Raw genomic sequence first — 14,063 nt, forward strand, 5'->3', positions numbered from 1 at the left:
CGGAAGCCTCTTGGCGAGTGAACCCAACGAGAGAGCGACCCGCGATCTCGGCAGGCAACCCGAACACTTTATCCAAAACGGGGCACGTTCCTGCCGGCTCAATTACAACAGCGAATCTCATCGGGTACCCAGTGTGCCAAATAGGCGCGGAGGGATTTGATCCAATACGGAAAACCCCCGCGCCTGCCGAGTGTGAATCAAACGTGGTTGGCGTGTGTCGTCGTGATCGAAGGCGGCATTGGCTCGTCCTCGACAAGAAGGTCTTTCTTACGCGCGAAAGCAATCAGGATGCCGCGGGCGGTTTCCGCATCAACGTCGCCAGCGAGCGCTGCCCTGCAGGCCTTTATTGCCGCTCTCTGTTCTGGGCTGTTGCCACACCATTCGCAGACAAACTGGTAAGCATCGACGACCGTGTTGAGCTGTCTTGGAAAGCCAAGACCCACCCATACACGGACTGGCTTTTCAAAAGGCTTTGCAAGCATATTGACCTCCTTGGCTCTTGGCCGGTACCCCGGCTTGGTTTGTGGAACCGAGAAAATCTGTGGCAGAGATCGAGAGATTTCAAGAGGCTTGGACAGCAAAGCGCGCCTGTTCAGTTCTTCAGGGATAAGCACAGGAGGTTGATGGAGCATGCATCCGTCCCCAGGCGGCCATCTCGCCTTGCAAGATGTGGGTAACGAGAGGGGAGATACCCTTCCCGCAAGCCGTTTCGTGGCGGCTATGATTCGTCCCGGTTCAATCGAACTCTTGACTTGTCTTCGATCACGCCAATCGACGGCATTTCTGGTATCGCCAGCAACGTATTTTAGAGTTGGCGTCGTGTTGGGGAATTTGCAGCAGCGGGACGGCCGGTGTCGTATCGCGGAGATTCTACCATTAGCCCTCCGCCCATTCCGTCCGCCACTTGCCATCAACGCCTTGGACCATCACCTCGGCCGCATACCCTTGCGACACGGCGGTGTTGGCGGCCTTGATCGCGGCCATCAAAGCGCTTGTGCTTGTGTCGTAGGAATAGTCTTTCCCATCGTATCTGACGTTCCACCGATCCGTCTCTTTCGAGACATAATATTTCGCGCTCGCCATGGCTGGCGCTTCCTCTGCCGTTGCCCACTCCGATTGTAGCTATGACGATCGAAAAAGCGAGATGGCATAGGCTAGGGCGTGGGCCGAGCGGGGGCATCGCCGCAACATCATTTGAGGGCGAAAAGGAGGTTTATTTGTTTGGAACTTTCTGGCGCGTCCACGCTTTCTTGGCCGGAAAAACAAGGGAGGTTTCCTTGACCGGTCGCAGAGTGGACAAAGAGAAATTTGAAAGGGCCGATCGCGAAGCCAGGAATTTTCTTAACGAGGAAAGGCTGGCGAGAGAAGCAAAGACCGCTCGGTTGAGAGAGCAGCGCTTGGCCTTGCAGGTTGATCAAAAACAACCTCGATCAATGCCTACGGAGGCTGTGCCGCCAAAGCGGGCCGCAAGACGGATCATCGAGGTCGACTGACGCCGCCGGCCGGCGCGTATTTGAATACGTGCCGTTGGCTCTCGTCGACAACCCTGAACCAGTTCGGCTCCGAGGTGCGAACTATAAACGGACCCGGCACGACCTTCCCTAGAGCCTCCAGCGGGGTGCTTGCAGTCAAGATGTGCGAGGCGACTGCGTTTTCGCCTTGCATTTCATCGATATGATATTTTGCCATGTCCCTTTCTCGCTCGCTAAAGCCAACTTCGACCGGCAAGGGAGGTTCCTCGTGGGGCCGGATCTTCAGGCTAGACGACAGCCGAAAGCGCCATCTCCGTCAACTGGGCGAGCTCCACCTGCCGCTTGCCGACAGCCCGTCTAGCGTTTTGTCGACGGCAATCGCTCACGTCCAGGAAGGGCTTGCCCGGTCATTGGGAAGCGTCATCACCGCCTGGGCCGGCTGAGGGATAGGGAACACGTTGGGCAGTTTGCTCGGATCGTCGACAGCGTCGTAGTCGGTTGGATCAATGTCGGGCTTTCCGCGAAGCTTTTTGTTGGCCGCCGTGTCGGATTGCAGGGTAATCGCAGTAAATCGCAGGAATTCACCGCCTGGAAACTTGTCAACAAGGTCCGCCTCCTTCGATCCTGGCACGTCAGATTTCGCCCCACATCGCGTTTTCGCCACGAAGCAAACAATCCCGTTCGAACTCTCGCGCTCACCGCCGCGCGTTGGCCCTTGCCCATCCGCAGCCGTGTGATAGCTCGGAGACTTGGCGGTCGAGGTTCGTTTCGGAGTGCTGGAGGCCCATTACCCGGGATTGAGTTCAGCCAGGTTTGGATCGCGGTTAGCTCGAGCTGCCGCGACCAGATGCGGCGCCAGGCGCTGTTCAGGAGCTACTTATTTTTGGTGTTGAGTTCACGGTTTGCCGTATAATCGATGGTGAAGGTTCCTGCTGCAACCTGAACGCCTCCTTCACATTGGATATGGTGACCGTTGTGTAAGGCCCTTCTCTTCAGTCAGGATCCGCCCGCGTAAATCGAGCGATTTTCTGCCAAAAACCGTAGTGATATTGGAATTGCGGAAGGATGACCTATCAGCGAGCTTGATGATGACGTTGGCGCCATCATATTTGATATTCTTCAGACGGCGCCCAGAGAAGTCAACATTGTTGTCGAGGGTAGCTTGAGTTGGCGTCTTCGAGAGCGCGTGAAGCCGGACGTCTTAAGCTTCTTATTATAGACGACCACGATTCGCCGTCTGCGATGACGTTGATGCCTGACTGGCCGGCATAGTTGAATCTGTTTTTGCCCGGCCTCTGGAGAAAAAACCTGCCACTTGTCCTCTCCCCTTAGGACCGGATTGGACGAAGTTCCCAAACATCGACTTCACAGATGAAAAGTAATCGGCGATGGCTTGCGCTTCGACAGGCGCCGCGGAGATCTTTGTCGTAAGCCCAGGGTCGCAGCCGTACAAACAAAAGCAGCGCAACAGAAAACAAGGTGCTTTTTGATTGCAAGGCCCATTCGGTATCCTAGTGCCGACTAAGGCGTGGTCGAAGGCCCACGCGCCTCCAAAATCAGTAGCCGTCCGGGCATCGCGCAACGTAAACGCGGCCATGCCGATCGCGGTATCGACACTGACCAGCCTCACTGGCGTGTCCGATAACCGCCCCGGCCAGTGCTCCGACAGCACCGCCAACCACCGCCCCCTGGACCGGGTCGCCGGCGACGGCAGCCCCAACGGCCGCACCACCCAAGCCACCGACAGCAGCGCCTTGTTCGGTGCGCGAGCAAGCGCCTAGCGGAAGAAGCAGGCACAAAACAAGCAATGTCTTTTTCATCGATACTCTCCTGTGGCCATCATTAGCCGTGCTTAAATGTCTCACCGGTGTTTTCGATCCATTGATCCGGCGATTGAGTACAACTGTTTACCAGCCAACCCGCAGCAGGCTGCGGCAACGCTCACCCCCGGAAACCCGCTCCTTGGGACGTTGGACCTAAAGGCTTCGACGCCTTGGTGAGCACTCAGTCTGATAGGAAGCCCGTCGCCGAAACGCGACGGGCCTCCGTGGTGAGAATGGTCAGTCGTAGACCTTCACGATCTTGTGGGTGCTCGGATCCACCAGGACCGTGCGGTTGTCGATCACGACGTAGCGGTACTTGACGTTGGGAACTTCGCGAAGCTCGACCGTGTCAGGCAGTGCAGTCCCGATGTTGAGTTCCACGCCCGGCACCTTGACCGAAGCCAGGGGCTGCTTCTTCACATATTCGCGGATGACCGTGTCCTGCTCCGGCTGGATGATGACGTCTTCGGCAGCAGCTGCGCCAATACCTGCGAGCAGCAGAAACGCCGCAGCGGCGCCGGTAAGATACGCTTTCATGATGTCTCCTTGTGAGTTTTGCGAAGGACGCCAGGGGATCCGGCGTCAGAACAGTCGAACTTCAGCCAAACCCGATCGTTCCCACGGGGGGACTTCGGTCGGGCCAGGTATCGGACCAAAGTCTGACCCCCAGCCATGCCATTGGTGGGAACAGCGCCCGCTTGCGGTAGTTATCTGCGGCAGATTTGCAGGAGGAAACGATGGATAGAAGTGTAGCCAAGCGCGGTGGTTGCTCGCGCCGGCTTTTGCGGTTGCGGTCGCCTTCCTGACGATCGGCCTTTGCCTTGGCTGACGCCGGCGCCCCACCATTTCCAGTCGATCAGCGCAGCCATGTCCCATCCTGCGCATGACCGCGTCAACAATCGCACCCATCGCAAGCTTCTGGTCGTGGATGGGCACGTCGCCTTTACCGGCGGGGTCGGCATTGCCGACAACTGGCGCGGAAACGCGCGCAACCCTGATGAATGGCGCGACACGCACTACCGCGTCGAGGGGCCGGCGGTCTCAGCTTTTCAGGCCGCCTTCGCGGAAAATTGGCTGGAGACCACTGGGGAAACATTGCAGGGCGACAAGTTCTATCCTCCACCCGAGCCGGCAGGCGCGCTTGACGCCCAACTGATCCTTTCCTCGCAGCCGAACGGCTCCGAGGACATGGAGTTGATGTTGTTGGCAGCAATAGCTGCGTCTCAAGACCACCTGCGCATTGGAATGGCATATTTCGTGCCGGATGACATCGCCCTCCAGCAGATCCTCGACGCTAGGAGGCGAGGCGTGGCGGTTGCCGTGATCGTGCCTAATTCGCTGACAGACGTGCCACTCACTCGAAAGGCTTCACGCTACTTCTGGGGCGCATTGCTTGAAGCCGGCGTTCGAATCTTCGAGTTTCAGCCAAGCATGTACCATCCCAAGCTCCTCATTGTTGACGATGTCTTGGCGAGCTTTGGTTCAGCCAATCTGGACGAGCGTTCCCTGAGGCTGAACGACGAAGCTACGTTGAATGTTTACGGCAGCGATTTTGCGAAAACGCAAATCGACATTTTCGACAAAGACCTCCAACGATCCAGGCAGGTTACCCTGGAAGAATGGCGAGCGCGTCCCGTGCGCGAAAAGACCACCGAGTGGCTTGCCAGTTGGCTGAGACCGCAGCTTTGACCGCGCCATCTTCCGCCTTGGCACGTTTTCGGGCCCTCCCGATGCGAAATCGCCCGCCGTTTTATTCCCGCATCTTAATGATGCCAGAGGCTTCAGGCTGTGCTGACCGAGATGCCTTGCAAGGCTAAAGCGGCTTGCGAGTTAAAGGATTGCGGCGCTGTCTGGGAACGGATGAACCATCAAAAACGGGAGAAGACCCGTTCGCAAGGTTCCCACCTGAATCTCAACTGACCGCCAGGTACATTTGCTCGAACTAAAGCTTGCTGTTCGGAACCCGGTGATTATGGTTGGCAAATCGTGAGGCGTAAGAGGGCAGAGGCTTGCAACGTCGATCCGTTCGATCGCATCTGCTTGGCCTGATCGCCGCAGCGATCATCCCTGTATGGCTGTTTGCCGGCTATTTGCTGGTTCAATTCGCCTTACACGAGCGATCCCGTTTCGAGCAGGATGCCGTGCAAACGGCCAAGCAGGTTTCCCTCGTTGTCGAAGGCGAACTCCTCAATCTGCGGACGGTTCTCGATGGCTTGTCGAAATCGGCCGCTCTTGCCAATGGCGATATGCAAACCTTCAACAGCGAGGCGCTCGACCTTGTTCAGGGAACGGACCGCGTCATCGTCTTGCGGGATCTCGCGGGTAGACAGTTAATGAGCACGGAGGCCCGCTACGGCGCAGACATGCCGGCCAGCGAGCCGATAACCGATCACGATCGCGAAGAAATCAAGACTGCCGGCATATACGTCAGCGATGTCTTTGCCGACACGCGTTCGAGCACTTACCGCGTTCAAATCGTCATGCTGGTACCAGCTCCCAGGGGCAAGGATTTGCTTCTTTCAATTTCTGTCCCGACGACACACATCCGCGATGTGATGATGCCGGCCGTACCGGAGGGCTGGACAGTCGGCGTGGGAGATCGTCAAGGACACTTCGTGGCACGTTCAAAGAAGCACGAGGAGATGAGCGGGAAGCCCGGACTGCCAGAATATGTCGAGAAAGTCGTCGGCCGCTCCGGTAGCTTTACATCCCGCAACATCGAAGGCGCGAGGCTGCTAGCCGGATACTACAGATCGTCCAACTCAGACTGGTTCTATACAGCCAACCTACCGCTCTCGGTAGCGCAAGCCCCGCTGTGGCGATCGCTGGCCGCCATTTGCGGCATCGGCGTCCTCTCACTTCTGGTCTCGATCGCGCTCGGATACACATTGGGTAGGCATTTTACCCGCGCCACTGCAGCTCTTGTCGCTCGCGCCGAGGCGCTTGGGCTTGGACGCAGGGTCGAACCCCTAACTACCTCCGTTGCCGAATTTGCCGCTGTCTCGACTGCGATGGTTGAGGCGGATCGGGCCATAGCCGAACGCCGGACCGAGCTGGAAGCGGTTTTGGACACGGTGCCGGCGGCGGTGTGGTTCACCTATGATCCCAAAGCGCTACAGGTAATCCGCAACCGCTTCGCGGCGGAGCTGATGGGGTTGCCGACCGACGGTTCGCAATCCTTTGGCAAGCCGGACCGTGTGATCGACACCATAGCCGTCAAGAATGGGCAAATCGTCAGCCGCGAGGACCGACCGCTCAGCCGCGCAATGCGCGGAGAGTTTGTTGACCACGAAGAGTTTACCTACACGCTTCCATCAGGGGGCGAACGCTTCTTGCTCTCAAGCGCGCGCCCGATCCGAAATCCGGGTGGCGCAATTGTTGGTGCCGTCCAAATCAGCCTGGATATCACTGAGCGTAAACGCGGCGAAGAGCACCGCAGATTGCTGACAAACGAACTAAACCACCGTGTCAAGAATACGCTTGCGGTCGTCCAATCCATCGCAAGCCAGACCATCCGCAACGCCACGACCTTGCCCGAGGCCGGACGCACGCTTTCAAGCCGGCTCGTCTCGCTGGCAAAGGCGCATGACCTGCTGACACAGCAGAATTGGAGCGGGGCCGATCTGAACGACCTGATTACGGCGTCCGTCAAGCCACATGCGCCAATCGAGCGGTTTCAACTCAGCGGCGAGCCGGCATGGCTTCCGGCCAACATTGCCCTTTCAGTGGCTTTGGCGTTCCACGAGCTTACGACCAATGCGATCAAATACGGTTCATTGTCGAATGCGATCGGGATGGTTTCGGTCTGCTGGAAGGTTGTCTGCCAAAAACAGCATCGCCGGCTTGAGCTGGAATGGCGTGAGCAGGGAGGTCCGCCGGTTGGGACTGCCGGAAGGAAGGGTTTTGGCACACAGCTCCTTAATCGGGTGTTCGATTCCGGCCCTTCGGACCGCGTCACATTGAAGTTCGAGACGTCGGGGCTGGTTTGCGACATGCGCGTGACCTTGTCTCGCCGGGATGAGGGTGTCGTGTGACTGCAGGTCATTCCATCCTGAAGGGTAGGGCAGAGCCGCCACGTTATCGCGCGGCTGTGACGTTTGGAACTTCAACCATCACCTTCACACCCCGGTCGGACCACTCACGTTCTGCAGATCCTCGGAGCTGGCGCCGGATCGTGGCTTCCGCGATCACGGTGCCAAAACCCGATCTTCGGATGGTCGTGGTGGCGGTCCACCTGTTTCCTCCCATACGAGGGCGAGCCCTTTGTTCTGCGGAGTGTCTGTCCAATGGATCGACACTTGGCCGCTTCTTCCAGAGAGCGAGCCGTGAGATGCCGCGTTCACGGCTAACTCGTGAATGAACAAAGCGAGCGGCTGGACGGCATGTGACACAAGCATGATATCGGGCCCATCGAGAACAGTTCGCGTGGCTCCGTAGGGCTCGATTTGAGTTTCTATCGCCTCGCGCAGCGGAATCTCGTGCCAACGGCGCCGCGCCAGCAGTGCGTGCGCGCGGGCCAAGGCCTGAATTCGCTCCTGGACGGAGGAGGCATAAAGGGCGGCGTTGTCGGATCTGGTCAACCGAACGATGCTGTCGACCAGTGCCAGCACATTGTTCGCGCGGTGGTCGACCTCCAGCAAAAGCCTGTGCTCTGAAGCTTCAAGGGATTCAACCTTGCGATAGTCCGTACGGTCGATTTGGGACCCGAAATGATAGGCGAGACGACCATCGTCATCAAGAACAGGGCTCAGGTGAAGCCGGTTCCAGAACGTTGATCCATCCTTGCGGTAGTTCAGCAGCTCCACGCTTACGTTGCGCCTTTCGATCAATCCGGCACGGATTTCCGCCACAGCGGCCGCCGATGTTGATGGGCCCTGAAGAAAACGGCAATTTCGCCCTAGAACTTCGTCGGCTTCATAGCCGGTCAGATTTAGAAAAGCGGAATTGGCCAACACGATCGGATAATCGTCACGCGTGGCGTCCGTGACCACCATAGGCATTCTGGTCCGCTGAAAAGCCGTTGCGGCCAATTCTTTCCAGTCCTGGATCACGTCGGCCGTGACCGCAGCCGGTGGGTCACCATGAATGTGGGATGTATCTTTTTCGTCCATTAAGGTCATGCCTGGCGTTCTGTCGGACTTCAAGGAAGCGCTGCCTGAGCCTGGTTTTTGCGCCGCACGCTCAAAGGCGAAGTCATGCACGATGTGAACAGCGCGCCACCAGGAGGCCGTCGCAGGCCATTTGTGTATCCACGCCGTTGAGGAGTCAGTCGCCCTGTCTCGCACTCAGTATTGACACGCGTTTTGCCCAGCCGTTGATATCAATCTTGCAACGTCCAAGCCGAAGGGCAGCTAGCGCGTGCCCCGAAAAAGGCCCGTCCTCATGGGACGGGTCCAATCTTAGGGCACGCCGGTAAGTGGGTCGAACTACCGGCTGGCCAGGAGACGTTTAGCCTTCGTCCTCGTCCAGGTGAGGATCTTTTCAACCACCCATCTTCTTGGCCATGGCACAGAAATCCGCATGCGACTTGTTAATCGTGGTATCGCCGCAGTCCTTCAACACAGCCTTCTGTTCGTCGGGTTTCATGGCCTTCCATGCGGTCTTGAAATCCGCTTCCGACCTCAATGTTTTCATGCCGGCATCGGTGAAGAACGGCGACATCTTCGCCGGATCGTCCAACGCGGAGGTGCCATTGGCAGCCGCGAACGCCGAGCCAGTCATCATTGCCAAAGCCATTGCGCCCATCGTGAGCATCTTGATGTTCATTTGAATATCCTCCTTGTAGGGTCATTCAACACGAGTGACCTAGAGGAGAACGTCCGCTTCTGAACTGTGTTCCCCTGCGCTGCACCGTCTTCTGCCAATCTTCGATCCGGCCCTGCCGCCAAGCTCCCTCCCCGTATGGAAGGCCAATTCCGGTCGGCCGTTCACCTATGAAGGTCCACCACTCAGCCATCAGCGCCGGCAGCGGCCTCGACTTGCCTCGCGTGCTCTTCTGCGATCTTAAGCAGAGCTACAGCCGTTTCCTGGGCCGTCCATCCCTGAGCCTCTGACGCAGCCACCAAGGCAGCGAATGCCGCTTCCAGCGCGACTTCGCAGTTAACCTGGCGATCTGGGCTTTCTTCGGGAAGTATCGGGGGTTCAACGGATTGGGACATGCGTGATCTCGTGCAAAAAACAGGAAAGCCGTGTACGGGTCCGATCCGAGGACCGATCTTCGCCGCAAGGACAAACTTTTAGAGCCGTCTAATGTTCCGTGAGATCTGCCCCGTCAGTTGGTACGGGCAAAGGCTTTCATGCCCTTCCTGATCGCTTTTAGAGCGTTCGCCGCCCCCTGCCAGCCCTTGAACTTGATGGTTTTGCCGGTGCCAAGCACCGAGGAGAGAAAGAACTGCTCGATTTCCCGCCTGAGGTGCTCGGGCACTTGGTCAGCAGTCTCGTCCTCTGCATCCTCTTTATGAGGGCAGAAAATAAAACGATCATTGCGCAGGGCCTGGCCGTCCTGGTCCTTCTGCTTGACACGCAGCGCACCAAGCAACTGGCATTTGATAACCACACCTGGGGCGGTAGCAGCCTGATGAATAACGAGGCCATCGAGGGGGTCACCATCCTCGCCCAGCGTCGAAGGGATAAACCCCCAGTCGTAGGGGTAACTCATTCCAACCGGCAGGGGCCGGACATAGCTAAAGACCCGGGACGCTGGATCATAGGCTAATTTGGCCTCAGCACCACGAGGGGTTTCAACCACCACCCTGATCAGGCCACCCGTTGTCGTTGGCAGCTTTAGAAAGTCGCGCATTAAAAGGCCTCGCAAATGTGAACCGGCTTTGGAACTTCGGGTCGTTGATAATGTTCCGAAGTCCTGCGCTAAGGAGGTTTGAGGCATGACAAAAGCTCCTCTACATATGCTCAAGGGCGTGGGCTATTTGATCTCCACGGTCAGCGTTATCCTGCTTGCCATCGTCAGTTGGAAAAGCGCTTCAGAAAGCCCGTTGCTGATGGGCTGCCTACTCGTCGGCGCCGTAGCATCCATTGCTGGCATGTTATGTCGATGGGTCACGTATGAAATCGAAAAGCGTCGGGAAGGGAAATAGGCGGCACAGGCGTGCTGGCGTCAGCGCCCGTTTGACGACACCCTGGTGTCTTCGGATGGCTGGTAAAGGAAGGTTTCTGTCGCCTCGCCCGGCTTCCCGGCATGGCTTGCAGTAAAGCACGTTAATCAGATTTCAATGCATGCAACCGTTCTCTTAACCTGTGCGATCAACCAGCATCTGGACGTCCAGTCGCGTATGGCGCGGCAGGTCATGCAGCAGACCGAAAGCCCCGATCCAATCGGCCGCGTTTGCCGAGCGTGTCTTAGACAAACGGTTGTTTCATTTGTCATCGCCGGCCGCCGCTTATCCGTGACCTCTTCTCAGGGTGCCAGACGATTTTTGCCGTCCAGCTTGATGTGCTTGTCGATCATTGGGTGCTTTGGCGTGTTCCAGGTGAACGTCCAGCAGCGTAATTTTCACCTGTGGCTTGCAGCGGCTGCAGTCGAATTTCAGTGACAGGGATCAGGTCGAATGCCTGCGACTCCCTGAAAGGAATGACATTTGGACGAGTTTCACCATTTGAGATGAGGCACCTGCAACTAGGTCCAAGGTCGGGCGTTAGATCTTAAATGTCAGCCCGGAGGAAACATCATGGCAAACACACCCACTCCAAATGAACCATTCAGCCCAATTCCACCCCTGGACACGAGTTCGGGCGTTAACCGGACAACACGTGTCAGGTCAAGAAGCGGCGGCGCTGGATGGCTTGCTGTATTGATTATTATTGTTCTCGCTATCGTCGCCTATTACTCCTTCAGCAGAACCCGCGATCATGCAGTCCCGGTCGCCGAGACGCCGGCAGCGAGCACACCCGCTCCGGCGTCTGTCACCCCAGCAAAGCCCGCCGAGCCAGCACCCGCTCTCGCCCCTGCGCCTAGCCCTGCAAAGACGGCCCCTGCACCGGCCGCGCCTGCCAACTAGTCGAGTCTGCTGTAATTAAACGGCCCGTTGAAGACGGGCCGTTTGTGGTGACGGGAGCGGAGAGGCCGCACCTAACCGTGGAAGGCCTGATGCGTATGTCCTGAAATGAGCCCACTGTTACCCAAACCGATGTCGGCCAAGCCGCGTCACGCCAGCGCTCTGCACGGGTTCCGAAAATCGCTCTCGATCTGTGCATGAGAGGCAGCGGGCTTGGGTTCGCCAACGTGGCGAACGCTCAGAAATGGCCGTGCCAGCGCTGGCCCTCCTGCGGCACGTTCGGGTCATTGGGACCAGACTACCGTTTCGCCGTAGTCGTCCGAACGCGCCTCCGCGTCGTGTTGCTCTTCAAGGTCGCAATTCTCTTGCTCGCAGTCAGCGGTGCTGCGACTTCACCGACGGCTAGCCACGGCGCCGCGCCGAAGGCGAGCGACATCTTTAGGAGTGCGTGATGCCGAAGAAGCCAAAAGACACGATGTTGCCGGTGACTTCCTCGTCGATCTCTTCCCATTTGATGCCGACCGATTTTGCGTCGGCGAAACGCTTGTGCGTGACTTCGTCGATCGAGACGACATCGGCCGCCGCCGTCTCAGGGACGTCGTTGCCCAGCCATTGGTGGAGGAAGTCGAGCCGCGCGTGCTCACACCCCATAAGCTCGCACCCCGCTTTCAGTTCCAACCAAGTCAACCTCAATTACTTTACGCGTCTTTTTCTTAGCCCGAGGCTACCCACAGCGCAGAGCGGGGTCGGTGAGGGTTCGAATAAAGGCGCTGCTCACGTAACCTTGTTGATTTCGCTTCGCGCTCGGTGCGCTCTGCCTCGACGATCGCGCGGTACTCGCGATCGGCTCGCTCCAGCCTTTCCTTGTCAAATCGGCGCTGGGTCAAGAAAGCTCACCATAGGAAGAATACGAACGCAGTCGCTCCCAGCACAAGGAGCGTATAGACGAACAGGAGCAAGTGGATGGGGAAAAAGTCATCGTCGTAGACGCTGCGGATTTGAAAGATCAGTCTGCGTTTGAGCACGTCAAGCACAAGAGGGGTGCCAGTCACAAGCCTGTCCTCTCGCGACCTCCCGAGACCAGGAAATCTAGCAGTGCGGCGCGTGCCCATCAGAATCAATCGCGCTGATGGCTACAGGTTCCACCCTGCTATTAGGTTTTTTCGCCAAAGCTTGAGAGAGCAAGGGGGAGCCGCCTACGGGCAAGCAACAGCCTGCCGGTGAGTTCAAGGAAATCACCGAATACCTGTGAACACGCCATGATGGAAACGTATGCGACTGGTTCGGGTTCGGTTCTATGACACAGGGCGTCGGCGGCCATCTAACCGGTTTGCAATGCTGTGTGACGGGAGCCGGTCTGCCGAAACCGAGCGGGACAGGGAGCCGGCAAGAACGGATTTGTGCGAGGTTTCGAAGGCGCGAGCCAAGGGTGTGATCCAGCTGTCAGGAGCGCTGACGCTTAGTTTGCGGCTTAGCAAACGGGTGTGTTGGCGGTCGGCAATTTCTGTTCTGGACGATCCCTGATCAGCACAGTTCACGAATTCTATTTGCCGGGCCGGTTTCAACGTGAGGCGGCACGAGCAGGCTGCATTGGCAATCCGATCTGGGTCAAGTACGACACATTGAGACCACCCGAACCTGCCGCGACGAGCGGGATTTGGCGTCACTCAGCGACCTTGCCAAGACTATCGGCAACCACCGCCCCTCGCTGGCCCATCGGCAATGGCGGCCCGGTGGTTGAATCGCGCGATGTCTGATGTTCCATTTCAGCGTTGACCGCGGCGCCGACAATGAGAATGACGACCGAAATCCAGGTCCACATCATTAAGCCGACCACGGCGCCTAATGACCCGTATGTTACGTTGTAATTGGCGAAATGCTGCAGATAGAAAGAGAACAGCCACGACGCGACCAACCAGACCAGCGTTGCCATCACGGCACCCCAACTCAGCCAGCGCCATTTGGCTTTCGCCCGGCTCGGGCCGAACCGATAAATGAGCGATATCCCGGTGAGTACGGCCAGCATGAGAATCGGCCACCGCCCTAAAACGAAGAGCACTTCTGCCCATTTGTCGAGATACAGGTACGACAAGACGACGGGAACCACCCCGACGGCCAGGAGCAAAACGATGCCGATCATCAAGGCACCCATGGTGAAGCCGATCGACATGATGTTTAGTCTGAGAAAGCTGCGTTTTTCAGTCTCCGCGTAGGCGATGTTCATGGCGTCGAAAAGCGCTTTGATACCGCTGTTGGCGCTCCACAATGCAATAGACAGGCCGACGAAAAACCCTACGCCAAGAGCGCTGGTGTTCTGATGTGCCAACGCTTGCAGTTGCTGACGAATGAGATCGAGTCCGGTCGAAGGAAGCAAGCCGGCGAGATAGGAAACGTGATCGGCTACGGTTACTGGATCGGCTACAAACCCGTATAAAGACATAAAGGCCGCTAAAGCCGGAAACAGAGCAAGCAGCAGGTAGAAAGTGGCACCAGCCGCCACGAGCAGCATGCGATCCTTGTTGAATTCCTCCCACACGCGCCAAGCGATATCCTTCCAACCCAGAGCAGGAATCTGGGATGGCCATTCAGCCTCCCTGCCTCGCTCTTGCCCGACCTCACCTGCAGTCGTTAAGCGAGCCTTGGACGAATTTGCCGCGTGGCGTTCCGCCTCCCTGTCAATAAGAGATTTGCCTTCTGTGTGCCCAGGTGGTTTTGCTGGCATTTCGAACAGTTCGCATCGTCCATTAATCGGAGTT

Annotated in this window: 14 protein-coding genes and 1 pseudogene; 5 read left to right on the plus strand and 10 right to left on the minus strand. The window is 57.7% G+C overall.

The annotated features are described in order from the left end of the window. Window positions 1-197: 197 nt before the first annotated feature. Both DBIPINDM_RS42570 and DBIPINDM_RS42575 read right to left on the minus strand, forming a co-directional pair. A complete protein-coding gene (locus tag DBIPINDM_RS42570; RefSeq protein ID WP_258589611.1) occupies window positions 198-632 on the minus strand; it encodes a DUF982 domain-containing protein in 435 nt (144 codons plus the stop codon). Between the two features lie 244 nt (window positions 633-876). Further along, on the minus strand, window positions 877-1,083 hold the full coding sequence (locus tag DBIPINDM_RS42575) for a DUF2188 domain-containing protein (protein WP_258589612.1): 207 nt from the start codon (window positions 1,081-1,083) through the stop codon (window positions 877-879). Window positions 1,084-1,124: 41 nt separating this feature from the next. Here DBIPINDM_RS42575 and DBIPINDM_RS42580 point away from each other — a divergent pair, with 41 nt between their 5' ends. Further along, a complete protein-coding gene (locus DBIPINDM_RS42580; RefSeq protein ID WP_258589613.1) occupies window positions 1,125-1,493 on the plus strand; it encodes a hypothetical protein in 369 nt (122 codons plus the stop codon). Between the two features lie 361 nt (window positions 1,494-1,854). Here the strand turns inward: DBIPINDM_RS42580 and DBIPINDM_RS42585 are convergent, their stop codons facing one another. The 3 genes from DBIPINDM_RS42585 to DBIPINDM_RS42595 all read right to left on the minus strand — a co-directional run bounded on the left by DBIPINDM_RS42585 (window position 1,855) and on the right by DBIPINDM_RS42595 (window position 3,832). Then, on the minus strand, window positions 1,855-2,103 hold the full coding sequence (locus DBIPINDM_RS42585) for a hypothetical protein (protein WP_258589614.1): 249 nt from the start codon (window positions 2,101-2,103) through the stop codon (window positions 1,855-1,857). Window positions 2,104-3,028: 925 nt separating this feature from the next. Next, window positions 3,029-3,292, minus strand: a complete 264-nt coding sequence (locus tag DBIPINDM_RS42590) for a YMGG-like glycine zipper-containing protein (RefSeq protein WP_258589615.1) — start codon at window positions 3,290-3,292, stop codon at window positions 3,029-3,031. A 240-nt stretch (window positions 3,293-3,532) separates the two neighbouring features. Beyond that, a complete protein-coding gene (locus tag DBIPINDM_RS42595) occupies window positions 3,533-3,832 on the minus strand; it encodes a DUF1236 domain-containing protein (protein WP_258589616.1) in 300 nt (99 codons plus the stop codon). Between the two features lie 330 nt (window positions 3,833-4,162). Between DBIPINDM_RS42595 and DBIPINDM_RS42600 the strand changes: the two genes are divergently transcribed. Together DBIPINDM_RS42600 and DBIPINDM_RS42605 are read left to right on the plus strand one after the other, a co-directional pair. Then, window positions 4,163-4,984, plus strand: a complete 822-nt coding sequence (locus DBIPINDM_RS42600; RefSeq protein WP_258589617.1) for a phospholipase D-like domain-containing protein — start codon at window positions 4,163-4,165, stop codon at window positions 4,982-4,984. Between the two features lie 320 nt (window positions 4,985-5,304). Further along, a complete protein-coding gene (locus DBIPINDM_RS42605) occupies window positions 5,305-7,329 on the plus strand; it encodes a sensor histidine kinase (protein ID WP_258589618.1) in 2,025 nt (674 codons plus the stop codon). Between the two features lie 43 nt (window positions 7,330-7,372). Here DBIPINDM_RS42605 and DBIPINDM_RS42610 read toward each other — a convergent pair. From DBIPINDM_RS42610 to DBIPINDM_RS42620, 3 genes and pseudogenes are all read right to left on the minus strand, one after another. After that, window positions 7,373-8,406, minus strand: a pseudogene (locus tag DBIPINDM_RS42610) (PAS domain-containing protein). 370 nt (window positions 8,407-8,776) lie between these two features. Continuing rightward, entirely contained in the window at window positions 8,777-9,061 is a 285-nt protein-coding gene (locus DBIPINDM_RS42615) for a hypothetical protein (protein WP_258589619.1), read from the minus strand. 505 nt (window positions 9,062-9,566) lie between these two features. Next, window positions 9,567-10,094 carry an inorganic diphosphatase gene (locus tag DBIPINDM_RS42620; protein ID WP_258589620.1) on the minus strand — a complete coding sequence of 176 codons (528 nt, stop codon included), beginning with the start codon at window positions 10,092-10,094 and terminating at the stop codon, window positions 9,567-9,569. Window positions 10,095-10,179: 85 nt separating this feature from the next. Between DBIPINDM_RS42620 and DBIPINDM_RS42625 the strand changes: the two genes are divergently transcribed. Beyond that, the gene (locus DBIPINDM_RS42625) at window positions 10,180-10,389 is read left to right on the plus strand and encodes a hypothetical protein (protein WP_258589621.1); all 210 of its coding nucleotides are present in this window, start codon (window positions 10,180-10,182) and stop codon (window positions 10,387-10,389) included. Window positions 10,390-10,524: 135 nt separating this feature from the next. Continuing rightward, window positions 10,525-10,845 (plus strand): hypothetical protein, encoded by a 321-nt coding sequence (locus DBIPINDM_RS42630; protein ID WP_258589622.1) that lies wholly within the window; start codon window positions 10,525-10,527, stop codon window positions 10,843-10,845. 900 nt (window positions 10,846-11,745) lie between these two features. On the opposite strand, the gene DBIPINDM_RS42640 is transcribed toward DBIPINDM_RS42630, so the two are convergent. Together DBIPINDM_RS42640 and DBIPINDM_RS42645 are read right to left on the minus strand one after the other, a co-directional pair. Further along, window positions 11,746-11,985 (minus strand): hypothetical protein, encoded by a 240-nt coding sequence (locus DBIPINDM_RS42640; protein ID WP_416361814.1) that lies wholly within the window; start codon window positions 11,983-11,985, stop codon window positions 11,746-11,748. 985 nt (window positions 11,986-12,970) lie between these two features. After that, window positions 12,971-14,029, minus strand: a complete 1,059-nt coding sequence (locus DBIPINDM_RS42645; RefSeq protein WP_258589623.1) for a YihY/virulence factor BrkB family protein — start codon at window positions 14,027-14,029, stop codon at window positions 12,971-12,973. Window positions 14,030-14,063 lie beyond the last annotated feature (34 nt).

It is taken from the genome of Mesorhizobium sp. AR02, assembly GCF_024746835.1.
In the GTDB taxonomy this organism is placed as follows: domain Bacteria; phylum Pseudomonadota; class Alphaproteobacteria; order Rhizobiales; family Rhizobiaceae; genus Mesorhizobium.